We start from the raw sequence: 21,828 nt of genomic DNA on the forward strand, positions 1-21,828 counted from the left end.
TTCCCGGTTCGACGAACAGCCGATCGTGTCAAATGTGGTCTAACAGAGCCAAATAATTAGTCATCTGTTTTTACCTCCGTTAAAATGTCCAAAAGGCGATGTAATTCCTCTGTGGATAGATTTGCCATTCTTGCAGCTTTTATTGCTTCGGTGAGATTGTTTTCTACTTTGCAAATAAGCTGCTCCTTAATCAGTTCTGAACCAGACCCCATTACGAAACATCCACGCCCCTGCACATTTTTAACAAAGCCCTCTTGCTCTAATTCTGTGTATGCCTTTGTCACTGTTAAGACGCTGATCTTTAAGTCTTTGGCAAGTGTTCTAAGGGAGGGCAAAGTTTCTTCGGCTTGAAGCTCGCCAGATAAAATAGCCGCCTTGATCTGCTGTTTAATCTGCTCGTATATGGGGATGCCAGATACATTTGAAATAATCAGTTTCATTGCTGCATCCTCCGTGTGTTTTAACTGTTATGCTGTTTAGTCTAACTTTTGTAGATTTTTATGGGGGATCCGATGTGGCTGCCAGAACGTAAACGAAGCTCTCCCGTGGGAGGGCGGACGGAAGCGGCTAGGCGACGCCGCTGGAGCCGAAGCCTCCGTTGCCTCGGTCGGTTTCGTCTAGTTCTTCTACTTCTACGAGGTTAACCGTGGGGACTTCTTGGATGACAAGCTGGGCGATGCGGTCGCCTTTGTTGATTTGGATGTCGTTCGTGGGGTCTAGGTTAATGAGGATGACTTTGAGCTCTCCTCGGTAGTGAGCATCGATGAGACCGGGCGTGTTGACTATAGACAGGCCCTGCTTAATGGCCAGGCCGCTGCGGGGCTGGACGAAGCCGGCGTAGCCGTCGGGCAGGGCGATAGCTAGGCCCGTGGAGACCAGACGTCGCTCAAAGGGTTTGAGGGTGCAGTCTTCGTTGGCGCGGAGGTCAAGACCGGCATCCGAAGGATGGGCGTATTTGGGAAGCTCGACGGCTGGGTCGAGACGCTTAATGTTAACGGTAATGTTGGACATGAAATCACCTTAGCTTGTCGAGCTCTTGCAGAAACTCATCGACGTCTTTGAAATCGCGATAGACCGAGGCAAAGCGGATGTAGGCCACTTTATCGATCTTGGCCAACCGCTTAAGAACCATATCGCCCAGCTCATGAGACGTAACGGCCGTGAGTGTACGAGAGCGAAGCTCGACCTCTATATCGTCAATGATCTCGTTGAGCTTTTTAGTGTCGATATCACGCTTGATCGTGGCGCGCATCAAACCGACCAGCAGCTTATTGCGATCGAACCGTTGCTTGGTTCCGTCTGACTTAATGACCTCGATTGGGTCTTCACAACGCTCAAATGTCGTAAAGCGATAATTGCACGAGCAGCATTCGCGACGGCGCTTGATGGTGTTATTAGATTCCTGCATGCGGGAATCAACGACGCGGGTATGTGCCTTGCCGCATTTGGGACAGCGCATGGTACCTCCTCTAAAACGATTACAAGGGTACCATGCGACGGTACTTAAATCTTAGGAACGTGCGGGAACTTTAAGATGCGCACCGGCATCGAGCGAGCCATGCTCCAGATGATTGACGTCGCGGATCATATCAGAGGTCTCCTGTGTGGAAAGACCCTCAATAGGATGTTCCTGGGCAAGCGACCACAAGGAATCGCCAGACTGAACACGAACGGTCTCGTAGGTAACGTTGGATACCGACTCGGCATATGCGGCGTGACGAGCGCTGAAGATCGAGGTAGCAAGTACAAAGAAGAGCGTGAGCGCAACGGCGAGAGCGACAATCGTCGAGACCTTCAAGGCAACGGGGGCCGAAGTCGTGGCGACGCACCGGCTGCGGACGGGCTTACTAGGCAATGTCTGGAAACCAGATCGGCCGCCTTTGACAACCGTGAAAGCCGGCGCCGCAGGCGTCTCGAGCTTAAGGGCGAGGTTTCCCTGGACCATATCCGTGGCGTTCATCATGTTCTCCTCTCGCGTGTTTTGCTGAGAACAGTTTTATCAAGCCGCGCGGACAAAAATGTCTAGCGCGAGAACGAATGTTCGGTTATTATTATCTGCGAACAGTTGTTCCTGTCAAGCAATAATCGAACATTTGTTTGACATTGGTAGAGAGGATCCCCTGATGGCTCGCAAAATTACCAAGCGTCAGCAGCAGATTTACGACTTCATCAAGGAATATCAGCAAGAGAAGGGCTATCCGCCCAGTGTGCGCGAGATGGCGTCGGCCGTAGGACTCTCCTCCCCCAGCACGGTGCATGCTCATCTCTCTGCCCTAGAGGCTCGAGGGCTGCTCAAGCGCGATTCCACCAAGCCTCGCGCCCTAGAGCTCTTTGATGAGGACGGATCCTCCGTCTCGATTTCCAAATCCGATGAACCCACAGCACCCCGCGGAACGGTCTCGCTGCCGCTCGTCGGTCGCGTCGCGGCTGGGATTCCCATTCTGGCCGAGCAAAACATCGAGGATACCTTTACCATCCCGACCGAAATCGCCACAGACCAGGGCTCCTTTATCCTTGAAGTGCACGGCAGCTCAATGATCAATGTCGGAATCTACAACGGTGACTACATTATCGTTCGCGAGCAAAAGAGCGCCATGAACGGCGAAATCGTCGTGGCCATGATCGATGGCTCGGCGACCGTCAAGACGTTCTACAAGGAGCAGGGGCGCGTGCGCTTGCAGCCCGAGAACGACACTATGGAGCCCATCTATGCGACGAACCCCGTTATTTTGGGTAAGGTTGTCGGTTTAATGCGCCGGTTCTCGTAATGCAAAAACGCATCACCATATTTGATACCGTCCGCGGGTTTACGATGCTATCGATGGCAGGTTTTCACGCCTGCTACGATTTGGCCTACCTATATGGATGGGATATGCCATGGTTTACCGAAACGGTTTTCCAGGATATTTGGCGCGCTAGCATCAGCTGGGTATTTTTGTTTATCGCCGGTTGGATGTGCACGCTCTCGCGCAATAACGTTAAGCGCGCCCTCAAATACGCCGCCGCAGCCTCGATTGTATGGATTGCAACTACACTGGTATCAGTCGACGATTCGGTAAACTTTGGCATCATTTATTGCATGGCAGCGTGCACTGCGGTGGTTGCACTCACCCGTCCGGCACTCCAAAAAATACCGGGCTCGTGGGGCATAGCAGCGTGCCTTGTTCTATTTGCCCTAACCTGGAACATTCCAAAAGCGGTCTACCCACTCCCCTACCTGGCATGGCTTGGATTCCCGAGCCCGGGTTTTGTTTCGGGAGACTACTATCCGCTCATTCCGTTTGTCTTTATGTACCTTACCGGCTTTTTTTCTGCCCAGGCAGCACAAGCACCAAGCCTCGAAGCGCCAGCATGGGCATACGCCAATCCCATCCCGGCGCTCGCAGTCCTCGGTCGGCACGCCTTACCGTTCTACCTGCTCCATCAGCCTGTCATTCTAGGCATACTAGAACTCGTTTATTCCGTACGATAGCGCTCAAGACGCGGGGCGATTCGGGCCGGCAACTTCGCCACAATACGAACTCCGTCCTCAAGATATTCCTCATGCAGAAGGGTTCCCTGCTCATGCACCAGCGTGATGAGGGCGCCCTCACGATACGGGATATCAGCGGAGAGCAACACATCGGTGGCAGCTGCCTCACGGGCAATACGGTCGACGAGATCGTCAAGCCCCTCGCCCGTCTGGGCCGAGAACAGCACGGCCTCGGGATAGCGACGATGGAAACTCAATCGATCGACGCTATCGAGTAGGTCGATTTTATTGAACACCGTAAGCGTCAAACGCTCGCCGGCACCGATTTCGTCAAGAACGCGATCGACTGCCTCGAGCTGACGCTCGTAGTCCTCGTCAGAGGCATCCACAACTTTAAGGATCAGGTCGGCACCAAGGACCTCAGACAGGGTGGACTTAAAGGCATCAACGAGACCATGCGGTAACTTCTGAATAAAGCCAACGGTATCGGTAATGGTCATACCACGACCGCCGGGCAAGCGATACGAGCGCGTCGTCGGATCGAGTGTGGCAAACAATTTGTCTTGTGAAAGCACCGTAGACCCGGTCAGACGATTGAGCAACGTCGACTTACCGGCATTGGTATAACCGGCTAAGGCAACGCGAAACGCCGGCGACTCGATACGACTCTTTGACTGGACATCGCGGCGCTGTTCAACCTGCTTAAGCTCGCGACGAAGCGCGGCAATCTTGTTACGAATCAAACGTCGGTCAACCTCGAGCTGACTTTCGCCCTGGCCAAAGCGCGAACCAATGCCACCACGTGTCTGCTCTTTAGCAAGATGGGTCCACATACCGCGCAAGCGGGGCAACAGATACTGCAGCTGCGCCAGCTGCACCTGCAGGCGGCCCTCACGGGTCTGAGCGTGCAGACCAAAGATATCGAGAATCAACGCCGTACGGTCGATAATCTTAACCGGTTCGCCCACGGCTTTCTCCAGATAAGACTGCTGCGAGGGCGTTAAATCGTCGTCGAAGATAACGACATCGGCATCCATACGATGAACGAGCCCGCAAAGCTCCTCAACCTTACCGGAGCCAATAAACGATTTTGGATACGGCTTAACCAGACGCTGTGACAGACGCGCCACGCACTGGGCGCCAGCCGTATGGGCCAGGCGCTCAAGCTCGTCAAGCGAACGATCGAGCGGCCAGGCGTTATCGCGCCACTCAACTCCGACAAGAACGGCACGTTCGGGCTCAGGGGCCGTAGGAACGAGGGGAAACCGAGCCATTAGGCCGCCTCGATACGGTGAAGGATATCCTCAACAACCTCATCGATCGTAAACTCGTCCATATCGAACCACACGATGCGGTCATCGCGTTTAAACCACGAAAGCTGACGTTTGGCATAGCGACGCGAACGCATCTTGATGAGTTCGCGAGCCTCATCCATAGAAATGACGCCGTCAAGGGCATCGATAATCTCTTTATAGCCAATCGCCTGCATCGAAGTCAGGGCATCTCCCAGCCCCTGGTCCATAAGACCGCGAACCTCATCAACAAGACCCTGCTCAAACATCAGATCGACGCGTAGGTTAATACGCTCGTAAAGCGCCTCGCGATTACGCGTCAATCCAAACCACAGAGCGTGATAATGCTCGCGCGGAACACTAAACTGCGACTTTTGCTGCGCGTAGGAAACACCATCATCGTGCATCTCGAGCGCGCGAATCACGCGGCGAACATTATGGGGGTGGATGACCGCAGCGGACTCGGGGTCACGCTCGGCAAGCAGCGCGTGCAGCGCTTCCTCGCCCATGCGCTCGGCAAGCTCCTGATACCCCGTGCGGCGATCGTCCTCAAGTTCGCCCGAGGGAAAATCCATCTCATCTAAGGCGGCCTTGAGATACAAACCCGTGCCCCCGCAAAACACCGGTAGGCGGCCCTCGCCCAGCAAGCGCTCAACATGTACACGGGCGTCTGCCTGATACAGCGCCGCAGAATATGCAACGCCTGGTTCAACAATATCGACCAGGCGTAGCGGCGCCGTGCATTCCTCGGGTGCCATCTTGGCAGTACCGATATCCATGCCTCGATAGATTTGCATCGCGTCACACGACAGCACTTCGGACGAAAGGCGAGCCGCCAAACGATCTGCGACATCACTTTTGCCAACCGCGGTCGGACCGACAATCGCAACAGCGGAAAGGCCTGCCCCGGGAGCAATCATTAGCGCGGCTCACCCACAACGGATCCGGACAGATACCACGTCTTGGCAACGTCGACGTCAACATCGACAATCTTGCCAATCAACTGATCGATGCTGTAACCCTCGGGAATCGGTGCATGAACGGTCTGATTCTTGGGACTCTTGCCCAGCAGCACCGCATCATTCTTTTTGCTCGTACCCTCAATAAGCGCCGGCACAACAGTATGGAGCTCACCTTGGTTATACTCGTGTACTGTGGTCTCGATAACCTTCACCAGACGGTTGAAACGCTCAAGAATCACCTCATGCGTCGTGGGATCGTCAATCTCGGCGGCCGGAGTTCCGGCGCGCTTGGAATAGATAAACGTATAGGCCTGAGCATAGCGGACCGTCTCGGCAAGCGAAAGCGTCTGCTCAAAGTCTTCCTCGGTCTCGCCGGGGAAGCCCACAATGATATCGGTCGAAAGCGCGATATTAGGCATGCGGTTGCGAACGCGATCAACGAGCCCCAGATAATCCTCGCGTGTATACCGGCGATTCATCTCTTTGAGGATGCGCGTCGAACCTGACTGGACGGCCAGGTGCAGCTGCGGCATGACGGCAGGCGTTTCGGCCATAGCGTCGATGGTCTCGGGCAGCAGGTCTTTGGGGTGCGAGGAAGTAAAGAAGATGCGCTCCACACCCGTATCGCCCACGGCACGCAACAGGTCGGCAAAGCGCGGCTTGCCAAACAGATCGCGACCATAGGAGTTGACGTTTTGACCCAGAAGCGTGACCTCACGCACGCCCTGGCGCACTAGACCGGTCACCTCGTCGACAATCTCCTCGAAAGGGCGGCTCTTTTCGCGACCGCGCACATACGGCACGATGCAATAGGTACAGAAGTTATTACAGCCCGTCATAATGGGCACCCAGGCGTGATACTGGGTCTCGCGATGCCACGGCATGCTCATGGCATCTGAATCCTCATGCTCATTGGTGCGGATATGACGCTTGCCGTCCAAGAATGCCTCGGCAATGAGCTCGGCCATATGTGCGATGGAATGCGTGCCAAAGATGACATTGACGTTATCGACATTGGTGAGCAGACCCTCGCCGTCGCGCTGCGCGATGCAGCCGCCCACGGCGACCACGCGCTTGCCAGAAGGCGAGGGCGGGAGGCTCTTACAAGAGTTGCACTGACCGTACAGACGGGTGTCAGCAGCCTCACGAACGCAGCACGTCATGAACACGACGATGTCAGCATGCTCCGGATCGAGCGCCAGGAGGCAGCCATACGAGTCGAGCAGGCCACTCACGCGCTCGGAGTCGTGCTGATTCATCTGGCAGCCAAAGGTGCGGATAAAGTAGGTTTTACCGGCAAGAATATCGCGTACGGAACCCTGGTCCATGTGTATAAGTCCTAACGAAGTGGAATAGGCGGAATCAAAGAGGGCGGACAAAGAGTAAACACTCTATGCAACAGGCTTAACGTCGTCCATCACAACGTTACCCATAGCGGCTCGATTAATCTGATGAACGTAAATAGAAAGACGGATGGCCGTGCGCGACTCCCCGTTGATGAGGATGTCGGAGAACACCGGCGCGCAGGAAATATCAAACCCGGTCGGAATCAAAAAACCGCGCGCGATAGCCACAGCCTTAATGGCCTGGTTGACGGCACCCGCGCCGACACACTGAATATTGACGGGAACACCATCTTTGACCATGCCGGCAATGGCGCCGGCAACGGACGCGGGTGATGATTTGCTTGATACCTTCAGGCAATCCATGAAGAAACTCCTGCGTTTAAAAGTACGTTTTAACTGCAATAACTGTAACGTAGCGAACGGACTCGGTAAAGATGCTATTCCTCTTTGGCAAGATCGAACGTCACGGTAATACGATCACGCGAAACACGAATCTTGGGGTCGCCGCAAAGGTTGAGATAGTACCGCGATGCAAGATCGTTAAAGTCGCGCTCGACGGCTCGCGAGAACTGCGCCATGTCGTCCTTGGCGATACGCAGCCCACGACGATCTTTGGCGAGATCAACCGGAGCAGACGCATGCGAGGACGAATCGCGCTCGCGTAGCAGGCGTGCGGTCACACCGCGAACGGGCTTAATCTGGCCCGCCAAGATCCGATGCGCCGTACGCTCGGACATCTCAAGGCCCAAACCCGAACAGATACGGATAAAGTCTTCCGCATCCGAAGCAAGACCCAGACGATCGACCACGGGAAGCTCGGCTTCGTCATCGATAAACAAAAGACGAGAAGCATCGAGACGACTGGAGGCCTGCGCATGCAGCGTCGCGGCGATCTCGGACGGAGACCCCAGATAGACATCACAGGCACGCAGCTCCTCGAGGGCAAACTCACAGGCGGCGCGAATGATGTTGTGAGGGCCGCGGGCGCAGACATAGTGACCGTCCTCGTCCTTCACGGCCTGAGGCCAGCTGGACTGATCGGCGCGCTCGCCAAGGCGGTCGGTAGCGACGCTCACCTTAAAGACCGAGCCAAGGTCAACATCCGACGCGACAACCCGTGCCTCGTCGGTGTTCTGCTTAATCGAGAACAATGCCATGCCTCGACCGTGAACGCCCCAACGATCCATCTTCATGCTCTCGAGCTTGGAGGTAACGCGGGCATCGAAGATGCGCTTCTGCATATCCTGCGGCACGCCCGAACCATTGTCCAGAAAGACGAGCGTACGGACGCCATCTTCCTTGGTCGTGGCGAGATAAACCTTGTCGGCGCCGGCATCACGGGCGTTGCGCAGCATTTCGATGACGATATCCTCGACATGCTGGATGTCATGCTTTGCCTGGCGCCGCTCGGCCTCCGAAACGCGGAGGCGGACATACCCCTCGCCAAGGTTTTCCTCGACGCGAAGGTTGCCCTCCCCCGACATCGACGCGATAAATGAGATGAGCCCGTTCGCGTCGTTCATGTTATTTAGCGATATCGACAGCACGGCTCTCGCGAATCACGACGACGCGCACCTGACCGGGATACTCCATCTCTTCCTCGATCTGATGGGCGATGTCATGAGCCAAGACCGTGGACTGGGCATCGGAAATCTTGTCCGGCTGAACCATGACGTGGACCTCGCGACCAGCCTGCATGGCATAGGTACGCACGACGCCGTCATGGGAGTTGGCAATCTCCTCGAGTTTCTCAAGGCGCTTGATGTAGTTCTCGGCCGATTCACGACGGGCACCGGGGCGAGAGGCAGAAACGGCATCGGCAGCCTGGACCAGAACATCGAGCACCGTGTTGGGGTCGACGTCGGCGTGGTGAGCCTCGATAGCGTGAACGATAATGGGCTTCTCGCCATAGCGACGGGCGAGCTCGGCACCGATAACGGCATGCGGACCCTCGACGTCATGGTCGATAGCCTTGCCAAGATCGTGCAGCAGGCCGGCACGCTTAGCGGTCATAACGTCAAGGCCAAGCTCGGAAGCCATTACGCCGCACAGGTCGGAAACCTCGAGGGAATGCTGGAGCACGTTCTGACCAAACGAGGTGCGGTAGCGCAGAGCACCCAGGGTCTTAACGATCTCGGGGTGCAGATCGTGGATACCGGTATCGAAGGCAGCCTGTTCGCCAGCCTCGCGCACGCGTTGCTGAACCAAGTCGGCGGCCTTGTGATACATCTCCTCGATGCGGGCAGGGTGAATGCGGCCGTCAGCAATAAGGTTCTCGAGGGCGACGCGGGCGGTCTCGCGACGGACCGGATCGAAGCTCGAAAGCACGACGGTCTCGGGCGTATCATCGATAACGAGGTTGACGCCGGAAACCTGCTCGAAGGTACGGATGTTGCGACCCTCGCGGCCGATGATGCGACCCTTGAGGTCATCGGAAGGAATGTGCACGGAGGTAACGGTAACCTCGGCGGTGTGGTCGGCGGCACAGCGTTGAATAGCCAGGGACAAGATCTCCTGAGCGGTCTTGTGGCACTCGGCGCGAACTTGCTGCTCGGACTCGCGGATGATCGTGGCGGCCTCGTGGGTAACCTCGCCACGAACCTTGTCGAGGAGCTCCTTGTGAGCGTCCTCGCGGGTCAGGTCGGCGATACGCTCGAGCTCCGAGGTCTGCTTGGCGCAGAGCTCCTCAAGCTCGCGAGAGCGCTTCTCGACCTGACCGGCCTGGCTGGACAGCTGGTGCTCACGCTTGTCGAGGGCATCGTTGCGGCGATCGAGGGACTCCTCGCGCTGCATCACACGGTTCTCGAGCGAACGAATCTCGTTCTTACGCTGCTTGTCCTCGGCCTCGGCAGCCTGCTTGTTCTTGATGATCTCCTCTTTAGCCTCGAGCAGAGCCTCTTTTTTGAGGGTCTCGGCCTGGCGCTTTGCATCGCCGATTAGGGACTCAGCCTGTGCATGTGCCGACTGGATCTTTTCGTCGGCCTCGTGAAGACTACCCTGCTTGGCGGTGCGCATGTAGGCAATGGCGGCGATGGCACCCAAAACGATGCCAACGAGCGCTGCGATGATAGGCATGCTCACTCCTTTTTATGGATTCGTTACACAACAAAGCGAACCGTCCTTACGAACGGCTCGCGACATTTGAGTAATATGGGCGCAGCTTATGCGGGTCGGATACAGATAAACATATAAACAAACTCATCAAAGATGAGCGCATATCACAAAGCAAATGACAGTGTTTATCGTACGTTGAACCGCAACAACTGTCAAATAAATGCACGGAGCACGGCGGCTAAAACGCGGTGAACGGCAGGTACGCAAAACGCATGTGTCTAGAATGTGTCTAAACTGCGCATTCTTCACGTTCGGCATCGAGACGCGCCTTAACGGCATCGGCGGCGATGCGGTACGAAAAACCCTTGCCCATCAAAAATCGGACGAGCTTTTCGAATCCACGCGTCTCGGGAATGCGACGCTTCGTGAGTAAAGCCGATGCGCGAGCCAAGTCGTCCTCCACGGCATAATAATCCTCGGGATAGCCAGGGATATCATCGAGTACGACATGGCGGCGCTTGAGCTCGGTCTCAATCTTGCGCTGTCCCCAGCCGCGTCGTTTGCGTTCCTCGATAAAGTAAGAACAAAAGCGGTTCTCATCTAAAAAGCGATACTCAGTGGCACGCTGGACGGCGAAATCAATTGCGGGCTGGCGAAATCCGTAACGAGCCAGCTTGTCACGGACCTCACCCGTGGCATGGTCGCGGCGCGACAGCATCTCAGTCACCATGGTAAGCGCGCATTTACGCTCAATGAGCTGCACCGCATCGCGAAACTCATCCCAATCGCAGGGAAGATCGGGGCGATTTTTAAGGAACAGGCGCGCGACACGAACAGGAATCCAGACGGATCGTTCAAAACCGCCCTCGAGCTCACAGTCGATATGTGCACAAGGCTTTTTTGATGCATACCCACTCGAAAACGAGGAGGCCGCCTTCTTATCGGGAAAGACGACCGTTGCCTCGGTCACCGTATACGACATGAGGGCATCCGCTACTCGTCATCATCATCGAGCATCGCGGAGCCATCGATGGCGTAAAGCTCATCGAACTCCTCAGTTTCGGGCTGATCGGTCAGTTCAACCTCGGACGGAGCATCGTCATCAAACTCAAGACCGCAGGCAAGGCGGACCTTATGCTCGATCTCGTCAGCACAATCGGGGTGTTCGCGCAGGAACGCCTTAGCGGCCTCGCGACCATTACCGAGCTTGTCCTCACCGTAAGCAAACCAAGAGCCCATCTTTTTGCAGATACCGCACTCGACGGCCATGTCCAGAATCGAGCCCTCCTTAGAGATGCCCGTGCCGTACATGATGTCGAACTCGGCCGAGCGGAACGGTGCCGCCACCTTGTTCTTAACGACCTTGGCACGCACACGATTGCCGATGACCTCGTCCTTGAGCTTGATGCTGTCGATGCGGCGAATATCGATACGCACCGACGAGAAGAACTTGAGGGCGCGGCCGCCCGTCGTAGTCTCGGGGTTGCCGAACATGACGCCGATCTTCTCGCGCAACTGATTAATGAAGATACAGGTCGTTTTAGATTTGGCGAGTGAGCCGGCGAGCTTACGGAGCGCCTGGCTCATCAGACGGGCTTGAAGGCCGACCGTAGTATCGCCGATCTCGCCCTCGATCTCGGCACGCGGGGTCAAAGCGGCGACAGAGTCGACGACGATGGCATCGATGGCGCCAGAGCGCACGAGCATGTCGACGATCTCGAGCGCCTGCTCGCCCGTATCGGGCTGGGAAATGAGGACCTCATCGATGTCCACGCCGATACGAGCGGCATACGTGGGATCGAGCGCGTGCTCGGCATCAATAAATGCCACGACGCCGCCCATAGCCTGGGCCTCTGCCAAAATCTCGAGCGAAAGCGTTGTCTTACCGGAGGACTCGGGACCGTAAATCTCGACGATACGGCCGCGTGGCACGCCGCCGATGCCCAGCGCGGCATCGAGGGCCAGGGCGCCTGTGGGAATGGCCTCGACCTCGAGCTCGGGACCACCGTCGCCGTACCTCATGATGGAACCCTGGCCGAATTTCTTCTCGATCTCGGCCTTGGTGGTGGCGATCATCTCATCGCGCTCTTTACCCGTCGTGCGAGCATGAACGGTACGTACGGGACCTGAATTCTTGGCCATGAATAGCCCTCCTCTTAACAACCTGCATCGATAATAGACGAACGGCTGTTCGTGGTCAACCGTTCAGATAAATCATATGCAGCCGACCTTTCCAAAACCCAACCAAACGCCGACCAAACACTGACCAAAAACTTGACCGCAGGCAAACCAAGAAAGACATGACGAGGAAGAATACGCCAACGACCTGCACGAAGAGTAAATTCGGCCGAGGTCCCTATCTTCACAATTAAGGGGCCCGGAGGCCCCTTAAAACACGTCTATTCCATAGAATGAAGCACGCACACAATGCGACCCAGTGCCTCCGCGACCGCATGGGCACGAACACACGAACGATTGCCCTCATAGTGACAACGAATGGAGTCCACGACCGGCACTCCCCCATCGGCAGAGCGATACGCCCAGCCAATATAAAAGGTTCCAGCCGGATCGTCCTCGGTGCCTCCACCGGGGCCGGCATAGCCCGTCGCGCTCACGGCAATATCGCTCTGATACAGCTCCAGCGAACCGGCAGCCATCTCGCGCGCCGCCTGATACGACACCGCGGTATAGCGGTCAAGCGTCTCTTGCTCAACGCCGAGTACGCGATGCTTAATCTCGTCGCAGTACGTCACCGCACCGCCGCGCAGCACCGCTGAGGCACCCGGGATATCGGCGATCGTCGAGGCAATCATACCCGCTGTCAGAGATTCAGCCGTCGAAACCGTCACACCACGAACGGTTGCACGCTCGACAATATCGCGTGCGAGCTCTTCATTGTGCGTGGCAATCTGCTCAAATGATTCCGTCATGCCTACCAGGACCTAGACCGAAAAGACGATCTTGCGGCAGTTCCAGAAGTACTGAGCGCCCGAGATAACGGTCAAGATAACGGCCACGGCGTACAGGAAGCGCGACACCGAGTAAATGCCGAGCGTCAGCGCCACCGGGCCAAGATGCAAGCCGGCCATCGCAAAGACGCACAGATAACCGCAGATGGAAACCATCGTAGTCGCCGTCTTGTACTTTCCGAGCTTATCGGCCGCAACGACCACACCGGCCGCACTCGCGACCATGCGCAGGGCGCTCACCAGCAGCTCGCGGAACAGGATGATGAACACCGACCACACGGTTACGGCACCAAAGTCCAAGAACAGCAGCAGGGCCGAGAACACGAGCAACTTATCGGCGATGGGGTCCAAGAACTTGCCGAAATCGGTGATCTCGTTGCGCGAACGAGCCAGGTAGCCATCAACCTTATCGGTGCACGACAGGATGACGTACAGAATAAATGCGGCGGCGGCGAGCGGGCCGTCGAAGGTGCTCCAATCCGTACCGGCAACGCTCGTGTGAGACAGCGCCGACACGATCATGAACACCGGAATAAAGACGATGCGCACGCACGTCACGATGTTGGCGGGCGTCCAAACACTCGTCAGTTCCTTATTGCTCTCGTTAGCCACGACGCTCTCCTACTCCACAACATGACCGATAAGCTCGTAGCAGAAGCTATCGGTAAACTCGACCGTCAGAATATCGCCCACGGATGCCTCGCTGGCATCCAGATGCACCGCACCATCGGAATCGGGAGCCTGGAACCAGGCATGTCCGATGAGCTCGGCACCGTCCTCGGTCTCCTCGATACCGTCGACGATCACCTGGGCGCGTTCGCCCACATGGGCCGCCGTGGCGGCAAAGCCGAGCGACTCGGCCAGATCCATAGCCTCCTGGGCGCGCTCGAGCTTAACCTCTTCATCGACCTGACCATCCATCTTGGCGGCTAGGCTGCCCTCCTCACGCGAGTAGGCAAAGACGCTCGTGTAGTCAAAGCCGACGGTGTCCATAAAGTCGATAAGATCGCGGAACTCGTCGTCGGTCTCAGTCGGGAAGCCGACCATAGCCGTGGAGCGGATCACGATACCGGGAATACGCTCGCGCAGGTCGCGGAACAGGTCCTCGAGCTCCTGACGCGAACCGGAGCGGCGCATGGCCTTGAGGATGCGCGCGTCGCAGTGCTGGACGGGAATATCGATATAGGGCAGCACCTCGGGCGTATCGCGAATGGTCTCGATAAGCTCGTCGGTCATGCCCTCGGGCTGCAGGTAGAGTACGCGGACCCAAACGTTATGAGGACGCACCGCCTCGGCAACGGCCTGCAGCAGCTGAGCCAGATTGCGCGGCGAGCCCTCGGCGAGGTCCTCGTCGGCAAAGTCAGTGCCCCAAATGCCCGTGTCCTGACCGATCAGAACGATCTCGCGCACACCACCGGCGACCAGGTCGCGCACCTCGGAGATAATGCTCTCGGCATTGCGCGAGTGATAATGACCGCGGATATACGGGATCATGCAGAAGCTGCAGAAGCGGTTGCAGCCATCGGAGATTTTGACGTAGGCGACAGCGCCCTCGACGGTACGCTTGACCTGCGGAATATAGGCGGCAATCTCGCGCTCAACACCCAGCACGTCATCGATGACCGCCACGATGCCGTCTTCCTCGTCGGCCTTCACAAAGGCCGCGACCTCGGGCAGCTCGTCGGGCAGGTCGTCGCCGTAGCGTGACGGCACGCAGCCGCACATGACGATCGGGCAGGAACGAACGCCGTCCTGAACCTCGTTGGCAAGCTCGAACGTGGTCTCGATGCTCTCGGACGTCGCCGAGGCAAGGAACGAGCACGTATTGACGATGGCGATATCGGCATCCTGCGGATCGAATGCCTCCTCGTAGCCCGCGGCGGTCAGCAGCGAACGCATACGGTCGGTATCGACCTCGTTCTTGGCGCACCCGAGGGTGATATAGAGCACGGAGCCCAACGGTGTATCCATGTTGGAGAGCGGTCCTTTCGAATGAATTAGCGGTAGTTGGTGAACTGCAACGGCTGACCGTAGTCCTGGTCGCGCAGGAACTGGATCACGGTCTGCAGCGCATCCTTGGAAGCAGAGGAGACGCGCAGTTTGTCGGCCTCGATCGTCACCTTGACCTTGAGCTTCTGATCCTTAATGTCCTTATTGATCTTCTTGGCAGTCGCTTGGTCAATGCCCTCGACGATGTGACCGAGCACGCGCACGGTACAGCCCGATGCAGCCTGAGGCGCATCCCAGGACACGGCCTTAAGATCGATGCCGCGCTTGATGAGCTTGGAGCTCAGGACATCGATGATCTGCTTGGAGACAAAGTCGGCCGGGGCGTTGACCGTAAAGAGTTTGTCTCCCTTCGAAAGCTCGATGGTGGCGCCGGAGTCCTTCAGGTCATAGCGTTGGGAAATCTCGCGCGTGGTCTGCTGGAAGGCGTTGTCGACCTCCTGCATATTAACCTCGGACACGACGTCGAAGCTGGAATCTTTAGCCATGGTTAATCCTTTCGCTTACGAGCGGCTTAGTAGCTGTCGTACGAATAATCGGTAGAAACGGTCGTCGTTTGACCGTCGGTAGCGGTATTGGTGCCCTCCGTGGACTGGGCCTCGGTTCCATCCGCGCTGTTGGCATCATCGGTGCCGTCAGTGCTCTCGCCGTCCTCGGAGTCGGTCGTCTCCTTCTTGGGAACGGTGATCGTCACGCGTGCCACGCCCGACGTCTTAGTGTCGTAGCGGACCTTTTCACCGTTCTTGGTAACGGTGACATCGGAAGGCTTGGACGTGGTGATCTCGATCGAGGACTCGGGCGTATATTCCTGCTCAAAGGGGCCGGTCGCCTGGGCGCCATAGACCGACTTGCCATCAACTTTGACCTCAATCCAAGCAGTCTTGCCCTTGGCAACGGAGATCTTGACCTTTGTGACCTCGTTCTCTTCCTTCTTGGCCGTCGTCTTGGCGGCGTCCGAATCGGTCGACTCGTCCGTCGTCTCATCGGTATCTTCGTCCTCATCGACGGATTCGGTCTTCTTGGAAGACTTCTTAGTCGCTGTCTTGGTGGCAACGGGCGTCTCGGGCGTCGACTCGGGCGCCGAGGAGCCACAGCCACGCAAAAGCACCACGATGAGCACGATCAGCAGCAACGCCACGGCGCCGATACCGGCGTAAACGATACGAGGATCGAGACCGTTGTTCTGGAGAGCACGCCCACCGCCGCGCCCACGATTGGAGCCACCGCGACCAGTGCCTTGGGGCATACGACCGCGGTTATTGTCGGAACGTCCGCGATAGCTACCTTGGCGCTGCATATTGCGCTGACCCGAGCGGGGGGCGAGCTCGCCACGACCCTGGTAGTTGCGCTGGCCCGAACGAGCCGCTGAGGAACGCTGGCTATAGGGCTGCGACTGAGATCGAAGGCGAGGCGTCACCTGCGTAGTATCGGCGTCTGCATAGCCGCCGCGCGGACGACCGGAAGAAACGCCACGGTACCCGCGATCGGAATAACCGCCATCGCCGTAGCCGGCACGAGGGTCACGAGCGACACCGCGGGCAGCGGGGAGTGCGCGCTCCTCGGGCGCCGGCGTGCTGCGAAAACGATCGCGCTGAGAACGAATCTCCTCGCTCGAGCCAGACTCGGTAATATAGCCAGCCTGCTGAGGGCGCTGGCCATAACGCGTCGAACGCCCGCCCTGAACCATCAGGAAACGGCCGTTGTCGACCGAGGAACGCGAATTGACGTAGCCGGCGGCGTCCTGAAAACGACCGCCCTGCTGCGACGTCTCGCGTTCATATGCCATGAGTTCATCAAAATAAGCGTTGACGACCTCGCGCGGATTGAGGCCCAAAAAGCGTGCGTAGCTCGAAATCATGCCCTGGGCATAACCGCGCGGGGGCATCGATGCAAAATTACCGGTTTCGAAAAACTCGATGATCTGCGGCCTGATTTTGATGGTGTTGGCGACCTGCTGAATGGAAAGGCCCATTCGGCGACGCTGCTCGAGCAGCATGTCACCAAAGCGTGCAGCCATCAGAATCCTCCAAACTCACGATCTTCACGTGCCATCTCGGCGTCGACGGATTCCAGCGCGGCAAGGCCTTCTTCATCCAGCAGGACCTCGCGCGGCTTGGAACCGTCGGGCGGTCCGACGACACCCTTTTCTTCCAGCATGTCCATAATACGCCCGGCGCGCGCATAGCCAACCTTCAGGCGGCGCTGCAGGCCAGATGTGGAGCCCAGCTGCGATTCCACCACAATATGAGCGGCTTCCCAGATAAGCGGATCGTCGTCCTGGGGCTCGGCGACGCCGGTGCGCACGATGCCGCCGCCACCCGCCATGGACATGGAGGCAGGTGCCACGGCCGATAGGATCTCCTCATGGTAGTCAGGCTCGCTTTGCGACTTGACGAACTCGACAATCTCGTTGATCTCGTCATCCGAAACAAAGCAGCCCTGGATACGGCGGGGCTTGCCCCAGTCGACCTTTGAGAACAGCATGTCACCCAAGCCGGTGAGCTTTTCGGCACCCATCTGGTCGATGATGACGCGGGAGTCGATGCCCGTTGCGACGTTAAAGGCGATACGGTTGGTAATGTTTGCCTTGATGAGACCCGTCACCACGTTGGAGCTCGGACGCTGAGTCGCCACGATAAGGTGGATACCGGCGGCACGGCCCAGCTGGGCGATTCGCACAATCGACGCCTCGACGTCCTTGCCGGCAACCATCATCAGGTCCGAAAGCTCGTCGATAATGATGACCAGGTAGGGCATCTTTTGCGGCGGGTTATCGTAATGCTCAAACTCGCCGGCGGCCTGCTTTTCGTTATAGGTCGAGATCTTGCGCACGTTAAGGCGCTCGAAGACCTTCAGGCGGCGCTCCATCTCGGACACCGCCCACTGCAAGGCACTCGCGGCCTGCTTGGGCTCGGTCACTACGGGCACGTAAAGATGCGGAAGGCCGTTATAGCCTGCGAGCTCGACACGCTTGGGGTCGACCATGATCAAGCGAACGTCCTCGGGAAGGGCGCGCATAAGCAGAGTCGTGATGATGGAGTTGATCATGACCGACTTACCGGAACCCGTGGTACCGGCGATCAGCAGATGGGGCATCTTGGCGAGGTCGGCGACGACCGGCGTGCCCTCTGCATCGCGGCCGATGGCAAGCTCAAGCGGACCGCCCTTAACATAGGGCAGAACATCACCCAAGTTGACGTTCTGACGCTTGCGATTGGGAATCTCGATACCCACGAGCGAGGTGCCGGGAATCGGCGCAAAGATACGCACGGACTGAGCAGCAAGCGACAGCGCGATGTCGTCCTCAAGGCTCGAAATCTTGCTCACGCGCTCGCCCTCGCCGGGTTGCAGCTTAAAGGTCGTCACCGTGGGGCCGGCGATCCAGCCGACCACGCGGGCACTGCGGCCAAACTCAAGCAAGGTGGATTGCAGTGACTCAGCGGTCTGCTCCAGCTCCTTATCCGAAGACGCGGCAGAAGCCGACTGCGGGTTGGCATGTAGGATTTCGAGCGGCGGAAGCTTGAGGCCGTCCTCTTCTTCGCCCTCGTTATCTGCGGCGCCGCCGTCCGCTCCCCCATCACGAGCCGCAGCCGATTCGACAGCACTCGTGGCAGGCGCATCGGCAACCTTGGGATGCTTTAAGAAGTCGGGAATCTGAGGTGCGGCCGAAACAGGGTTCACGGCAAACGGCGGCTCGGACTCGTCAACCTTGTCCGGATCGTCCTCCATCGAAAGCTGTCCAGTGACCTGACCGCGCTTGGCGTGGCGACGCGGCAGCAAGGTTGTCTTGGCGGTCTCGAGCGGAGCCTCGTCGTCACCCTCGGTGAGCTCAATCTCGCTATCGGACCAAGACGGGTCGGGCTCGCTTGTGTTGAGCTTGGGCGCAGCCTTGCCCTTCTTGGCATGGCGGCGCGGCAGCAGCGTGGTCTTGGCGCGCTCGGCTTCAACCGACTCGGATACGACGACAAATGGGTCATCGTCCTCGTCGTCATCCAAAACCGGGTCGACATCGCCACCCATGACCGTGGTCACCGCGGCGTCAGTCCCCTTCTGGCGTAGAATGCTCAGGTGCGGACGAGCGACGCCGGGAACAGACAGGGCCTCTTCATCGCCCCACGGGCTGGCGTTGACATCGGCACGACGGCGTTCGGCAAAATCTGCCGCACGATCGCGGGCAGAGCGCAGCACACCGCCCACCGAAAAGCCAATGATGACAAAACCAACGACGGCCAGACCCAACAGGACCACCATCGCGACAGGCTTACCCAGGGCATTCTGCAGCGCACTCGCAATAAACGCACCAATGTAGCCACCCGACACGGAAAGGTTCTGCGGCGTAAACATAAGGTCGCACGAATCGCTCGTGCCCGGCACCATCAGCGAAAGAATGGAGACGACGGCGATAAAGACCAAGGCGCCGCCCGCAACAGAGCGCACGTTGAGCGGCGAGTCCTCACCCAAAAAGAGCGTGGCGGCAAACAGCAAGATGACGATCGGCAGCACGTAGGCGCCCAGACCAAAGCCCAGGTGGTAGAAACCGGCAACCGCAGCCGTCACGGGCGCTGTTGCCGGAGAGATCACGGCAATGAAGGACGCGATCGCCAAAACGGCGATGACCACACCGGCGATATCGCGATTGGCCGAAGGCTCGACCAAGGGCTCAAACTCATCGAACTCGGACTCGTGGCCCTTATTGGCACGCAGATGGGAACCGGCACCCTTAGCAGATGCCGGTTGGTTATTGGCCTTATTGCCTTTGGCGTTTTGTGCAGATCCGCGCGCCAAACTAAACCTCCATGACGACCGGGATGATCATCGGACGGGTGCGCGTACGGCTCCAGATAAAGTTAGAGAGCGAATCGCGCACGGCCTTGCGAATGGCATCGGAACCGCTGCTGGTAAAGCTGAACTTACCCTTCTCGATCGTCTTCATAATGGACGCGGAGGCATCCTCGGAGAACTGGTCGTCGATGGCAAACGAGACGCCGCGGCCCGAGAACTCGATGGCCTCGATCTTCTTATGTTTGAGGGAGACGATGGCAACGGCCGTGACCATACCGTCGTTGGCGAGCTTCTGGCGATCGCGCAGGACGATGGGGTCGGTATCGCCGATACGCAGGCCGTCGACGTAAACGACACCGGACTCGACGGGCGTACCGCGCTTGACGATACCACCGCGCATCTCGAGCGTGTCGCCGTTATCGAGGATAAAGATATGATCGTCCTTGAGACCCATCTTGCGGGCCAGCTGGGCATGGGCGCGCAGATGCACGGCCTCGCCGTGGACCGGCATAAAGTACGTAGGCTTGGCCATGGCCATCAGAAGCTTGAGCTCCTCCTGGCTACCGTGACCCGAGACGTGGACGAGAGCGCGGTTCTTATCCCACACGTCGCAGCCGAGCTTGGCCAGGCTGTTGACGACCTGCTGGACGGCCTTCTCGTTGCCGGGAACGGGAGTTGCCGAGAGGATAACGGTATCGCCCTCGTGGATGGAGAGCGTCTTGTGCTCGCCATTGGCCATGCGGGACAGGGCCGACAGCGGCTCGCCCTGCGAACCAGTGCACATGACGACGATCTTGTCGTCAGGCAGGTTATCAATATCGAAGGCATCGATGATATCGGCATCATCGATGTTGAGATAACCGAGCTCGCGCGCCACGCGGGTGTTCGTGAGCATGGAGCGACCGGTCACAACGACCTTACGGCCGCACTTGCGGGCGGCATCGCAGATCTGCTGCAAACGATGGATGTGGCTCGAGAACGATGCGACGAACACGCGACCCGGGGCGTTCTTGATGGCGTGCAGCAGGTTGGGACCAACCTCGGCCTCGGACTTGGTAAAGCCGGGAACCGTGGCATTAGTGGAGTCGGAAAGCAGCAGGTCGATGCCCTGCTTGGCAAAGCGGCTGATAGCGGCATAGTCGGGCGTAACGCCATCGATGGGCGTCTGGTCGAGCTTAAAGTCGCCGGTGTGCATAACGGTGCCCTGATTGGTGCGGATGAACACGCCCAGAGCGCCGGGGATGGAGTGCGTCATCGAGAAGAAGTCGAGCGAGATGCCGCCGAGGTTGACATGGCTGCCGCCCTTGACCTCGCGGAACTTGGGTGCGCGGATGCGGAACTCAGAAAGCTTGCCCTCGATAAAGCCAAGCGTCAGCTTGCTCGAGAAGATGGGCACCTTATTGTTGAGGTCCTGCAGCAGATACGGAAGCGAACCGGTGTGGTCCTCGTGGCCGTGAGTGACGACGATACCGCGGAGCTTCTCCTCGTTCTCCAGAACATAGGTGTAGTCGGGAAGCACCAGGTCGATACCAGGCTGGGAGTCATCCGGGAACATGAGGCCGGCGTCGACGAGCACCATGTCGTCGCCGCACTCGAAGACCGTCATATTCTTGCCGATGCCGTCAAGGCCGCCAAGCGGGATGATCTTCAAGGGAGATGATTTTTTAGCTGCCATAGGTTAGTGTGGTTTCCTTTCTTCGAAACGGGTCTGGAACAACCGACGGGGCGCTTCTGGCAAACCGACCGCCGGGAACGTACAAACATGCATCGCAGAGTCGATGCAATAACCTCAGTATGATACCCATTTGCCCACCAACAGACCACCCATGCATCAAAGCCCCATCCAAACCGGTCTATCCCGCCGGTTTCCCGTGGGGCGGGCACTGATGAAGTTTCCTGCTCTACAGTCCTGCTCACGACGGAGGCCACATTAAGTGGCCTCCT

At 57.9% G+C, this 21,828-nt stretch carries 21 protein-coding genes; 2 read left to right on the forward strand and 19 right to left on the reverse strand.

The window, feature by feature from the left end:
* Positions 1-56: 56 nt before the first annotated feature.
* The 4 genes from DWV43_RS08220 to DWV43_RS08235 form a co-directional block, all read right to left on the reverse strand.
* Positions 57-440 carry a GntR family transcriptional regulator gene (locus DWV43_RS08220; protein WP_015564335.1) on the reverse strand — a complete coding sequence of 128 codons (384 nt, stop codon included), beginning with the start codon at positions 438-440 and terminating at the stop codon, positions 57-59.
* 127 nt (positions 441-567) lie between these two features.
* Complete coding sequence (dut, locus tag DWV43_RS08225; protein WP_117818087.1) at positions 568-1,011, reverse strand: dUTP diphosphatase; 444 nt, start codon at positions 1,009-1,011, stop codon at positions 568-570.
* Between the two features lie 4 nt (positions 1,012-1,015).
* Positions 1,016-1,459: a transcriptional regulator NrdR gene (nrdR, locus tag DWV43_RS08230; RefSeq protein ID WP_022093781.1), complete on the reverse strand. Its 444-nt coding sequence runs from the start codon at positions 1,457-1,459 to the stop codon at positions 1,016-1,018.
* Between the two features lie 51 nt (positions 1,460-1,510).
* The gene (locus tag DWV43_RS08235; RefSeq protein ID WP_158569857.1) at positions 1,511-1,960 is read right to left on the reverse strand and encodes a LysM peptidoglycan-binding domain-containing protein; all 450 of its coding nucleotides are present in this window, start codon (positions 1,958-1,960) and stop codon (positions 1,511-1,513) included.
* A 163-nt stretch (positions 1,961-2,123) separates the two neighbouring features.
* Between DWV43_RS08235 and lexA the strand changes: the two genes are divergently transcribed.
* Positions 2,124-2,768, forward strand: coding sequence for a transcriptional repressor LexA (gene lexA, locus DWV43_RS08240; protein WP_117818083.1), 645 nt, complete (start codon positions 2,124-2,126; stop codon positions 2,766-2,768).
* Positions 2,768-3,472, forward strand: coding sequence for a heparan-alpha-glucosaminide N-acetyltransferase (locus DWV43_RS08245; RefSeq protein ID WP_117818081.1), 705 nt, complete (start codon positions 2,768-2,770; stop codon positions 3,470-3,472). Before lexA ends, DWV43_RS08245 begins: the two co-directional genes overlap by 1 nt.
* On the opposite strand, the gene hflX is transcribed toward DWV43_RS08245, so the two are convergent.
* The 15 genes from hflX to DWV43_RS08320 all read right to left on the reverse strand — a co-directional run bounded on the left by hflX (position 3,457) and on the right by DWV43_RS08320 (position 21,559).
* Positions 3,457-4,746, reverse strand: coding sequence for a GTPase HflX (gene hflX, locus DWV43_RS08250; protein WP_117818079.1), 1,290 nt, complete (start codon positions 4,744-4,746; stop codon positions 3,457-3,459). The genes DWV43_RS08245 and hflX overlap by 16 nt on opposite strands.
* The gene (gene miaA / locus DWV43_RS08255) at positions 4,746-5,684 is read right to left on the reverse strand and encodes a tRNA (adenosine(37)-N6)-dimethylallyltransferase MiaA (RefSeq protein ID WP_117818077.1); all 939 of its coding nucleotides are present in this window, start codon (positions 5,682-5,684) and stop codon (positions 4,746-4,748) included. Before miaA ends, hflX begins: the two co-directional genes overlap by 1 nt.
* Positions 5,684-7,054 (reverse strand): tRNA (N6-isopentenyl adenosine(37)-C2)-methylthiotransferase MiaB, encoded by a 1,371-nt coding sequence (miaB, locus tag DWV43_RS08260; protein ID WP_117818074.1) that lies wholly within the window; start codon positions 7,052-7,054, stop codon positions 5,684-5,686. The genes miaA and miaB overlap by 1 nt, the downstream gene beginning before the upstream one ends.
* Before the next feature lie 63 nt (positions 7,055-7,117).
* Positions 7,118-7,435, reverse strand: coding sequence for a stage V sporulation protein S (locus DWV43_RS08265; RefSeq protein ID WP_117818071.1), 318 nt, complete (start codon positions 7,433-7,435; stop codon positions 7,118-7,120).
* 74 nt (positions 7,436-7,509) lie between these two features.
* A complete protein-coding gene (locus tag DWV43_RS08270) occupies positions 7,510-8,595 on the reverse strand; it encodes an ATP-binding protein (RefSeq protein ID WP_117818068.1) in 1,086 nt (361 codons plus the stop codon).
* A 1-nt stretch (position 8,596) separates the two neighbouring features.
* Positions 8,597-10,147 carry a ribonuclease Y gene (rny, locus tag DWV43_RS08275; RefSeq protein WP_117818065.1) on the reverse strand — a complete coding sequence of 517 codons (1,551 nt, stop codon included), beginning with the start codon at positions 10,145-10,147 and terminating at the stop codon, positions 8,597-8,599.
* Between the two features lie 268 nt (positions 10,148-10,415).
* Positions 10,416-11,108: a regulatory protein RecX gene (locus DWV43_RS08280; RefSeq protein ID WP_117818063.1), complete on the reverse strand. Its 693-nt coding sequence runs from the start codon at positions 11,106-11,108 to the stop codon at positions 10,416-10,418.
* An 11-nt stretch (positions 11,109-11,119) separates the two neighbouring features.
* Entirely contained in the window at positions 11,120-12,268 is a 1,149-nt protein-coding gene (recA, locus tag DWV43_RS08285) for a recombinase RecA (protein ID WP_271741986.1), read from the reverse strand.
* Between the two features lie 257 nt (positions 12,269-12,525).
* On the reverse strand, positions 12,526-13,056 hold the full coding sequence (locus tag DWV43_RS08290) for a CinA family protein (RefSeq protein ID WP_117818060.1): 531 nt from the start codon (positions 13,054-13,056) through the stop codon (positions 12,526-12,528).
* A gap of 12 nt (positions 13,057-13,068) precedes the next feature.
* A complete protein-coding gene (gene pgsA / locus DWV43_RS08295) occupies positions 13,069-13,617 on the reverse strand; it encodes a CDP-diacylglycerol--glycerol-3-phosphate 3-phosphatidyltransferase (protein WP_233539244.1) in 549 nt (182 codons plus the stop codon).
* Between the two features lie 99 nt (positions 13,618-13,716).
* Positions 13,717-15,066 carry a 30S ribosomal protein S12 methylthiotransferase RimO gene (gene rimO / locus DWV43_RS08300; RefSeq protein WP_117818054.1) on the reverse strand — a complete coding sequence of 450 codons (1,350 nt, stop codon included), beginning with the start codon at positions 15,064-15,066 and terminating at the stop codon, positions 13,717-13,719.
* Between the two features lie 26 nt (positions 15,067-15,092).
* Entirely contained in the window at positions 15,093-15,590 is a 498-nt protein-coding gene (locus DWV43_RS08305; RefSeq protein ID WP_117818051.1) for a YajQ family cyclic di-GMP-binding protein, read from the reverse strand.
* Positions 15,591-15,616: 26 nt separating this feature from the next.
* Positions 15,617-17,119, reverse strand: coding sequence for a RodZ family helix-turn-helix domain-containing protein (locus DWV43_RS08310; protein WP_117818048.1), 1,503 nt, complete (start codon positions 17,117-17,119; stop codon positions 15,617-15,619).
* Complete coding sequence (locus tag DWV43_RS08315; protein WP_233539243.1) at positions 17,119-19,887, reverse strand: DNA translocase FtsK; 2,769 nt, start codon at positions 19,885-19,887, stop codon at positions 17,119-17,121. The genes DWV43_RS08310 and DWV43_RS08315 overlap by 1 nt, the downstream gene beginning before the upstream one ends.
* A gap of 1 nt (position 19,888) precedes the next feature.
* Positions 19,889-21,559 (reverse strand): ribonuclease J, encoded by a 1,671-nt coding sequence (locus tag DWV43_RS08320; RefSeq protein ID WP_022094702.1) that lies wholly within the window; start codon positions 21,557-21,559, stop codon positions 19,889-19,891.
* Between the last annotated feature and the right edge of the window lie 269 nt (positions 21,560-21,828).

It is taken from the genome of Collinsella sp. AF05-9 (assembly GCF_003465595.1).
Taxonomy (GTDB): Bacteria; Actinomycetota; Coriobacteriia; order Coriobacteriales; family Coriobacteriaceae; genus Collinsella.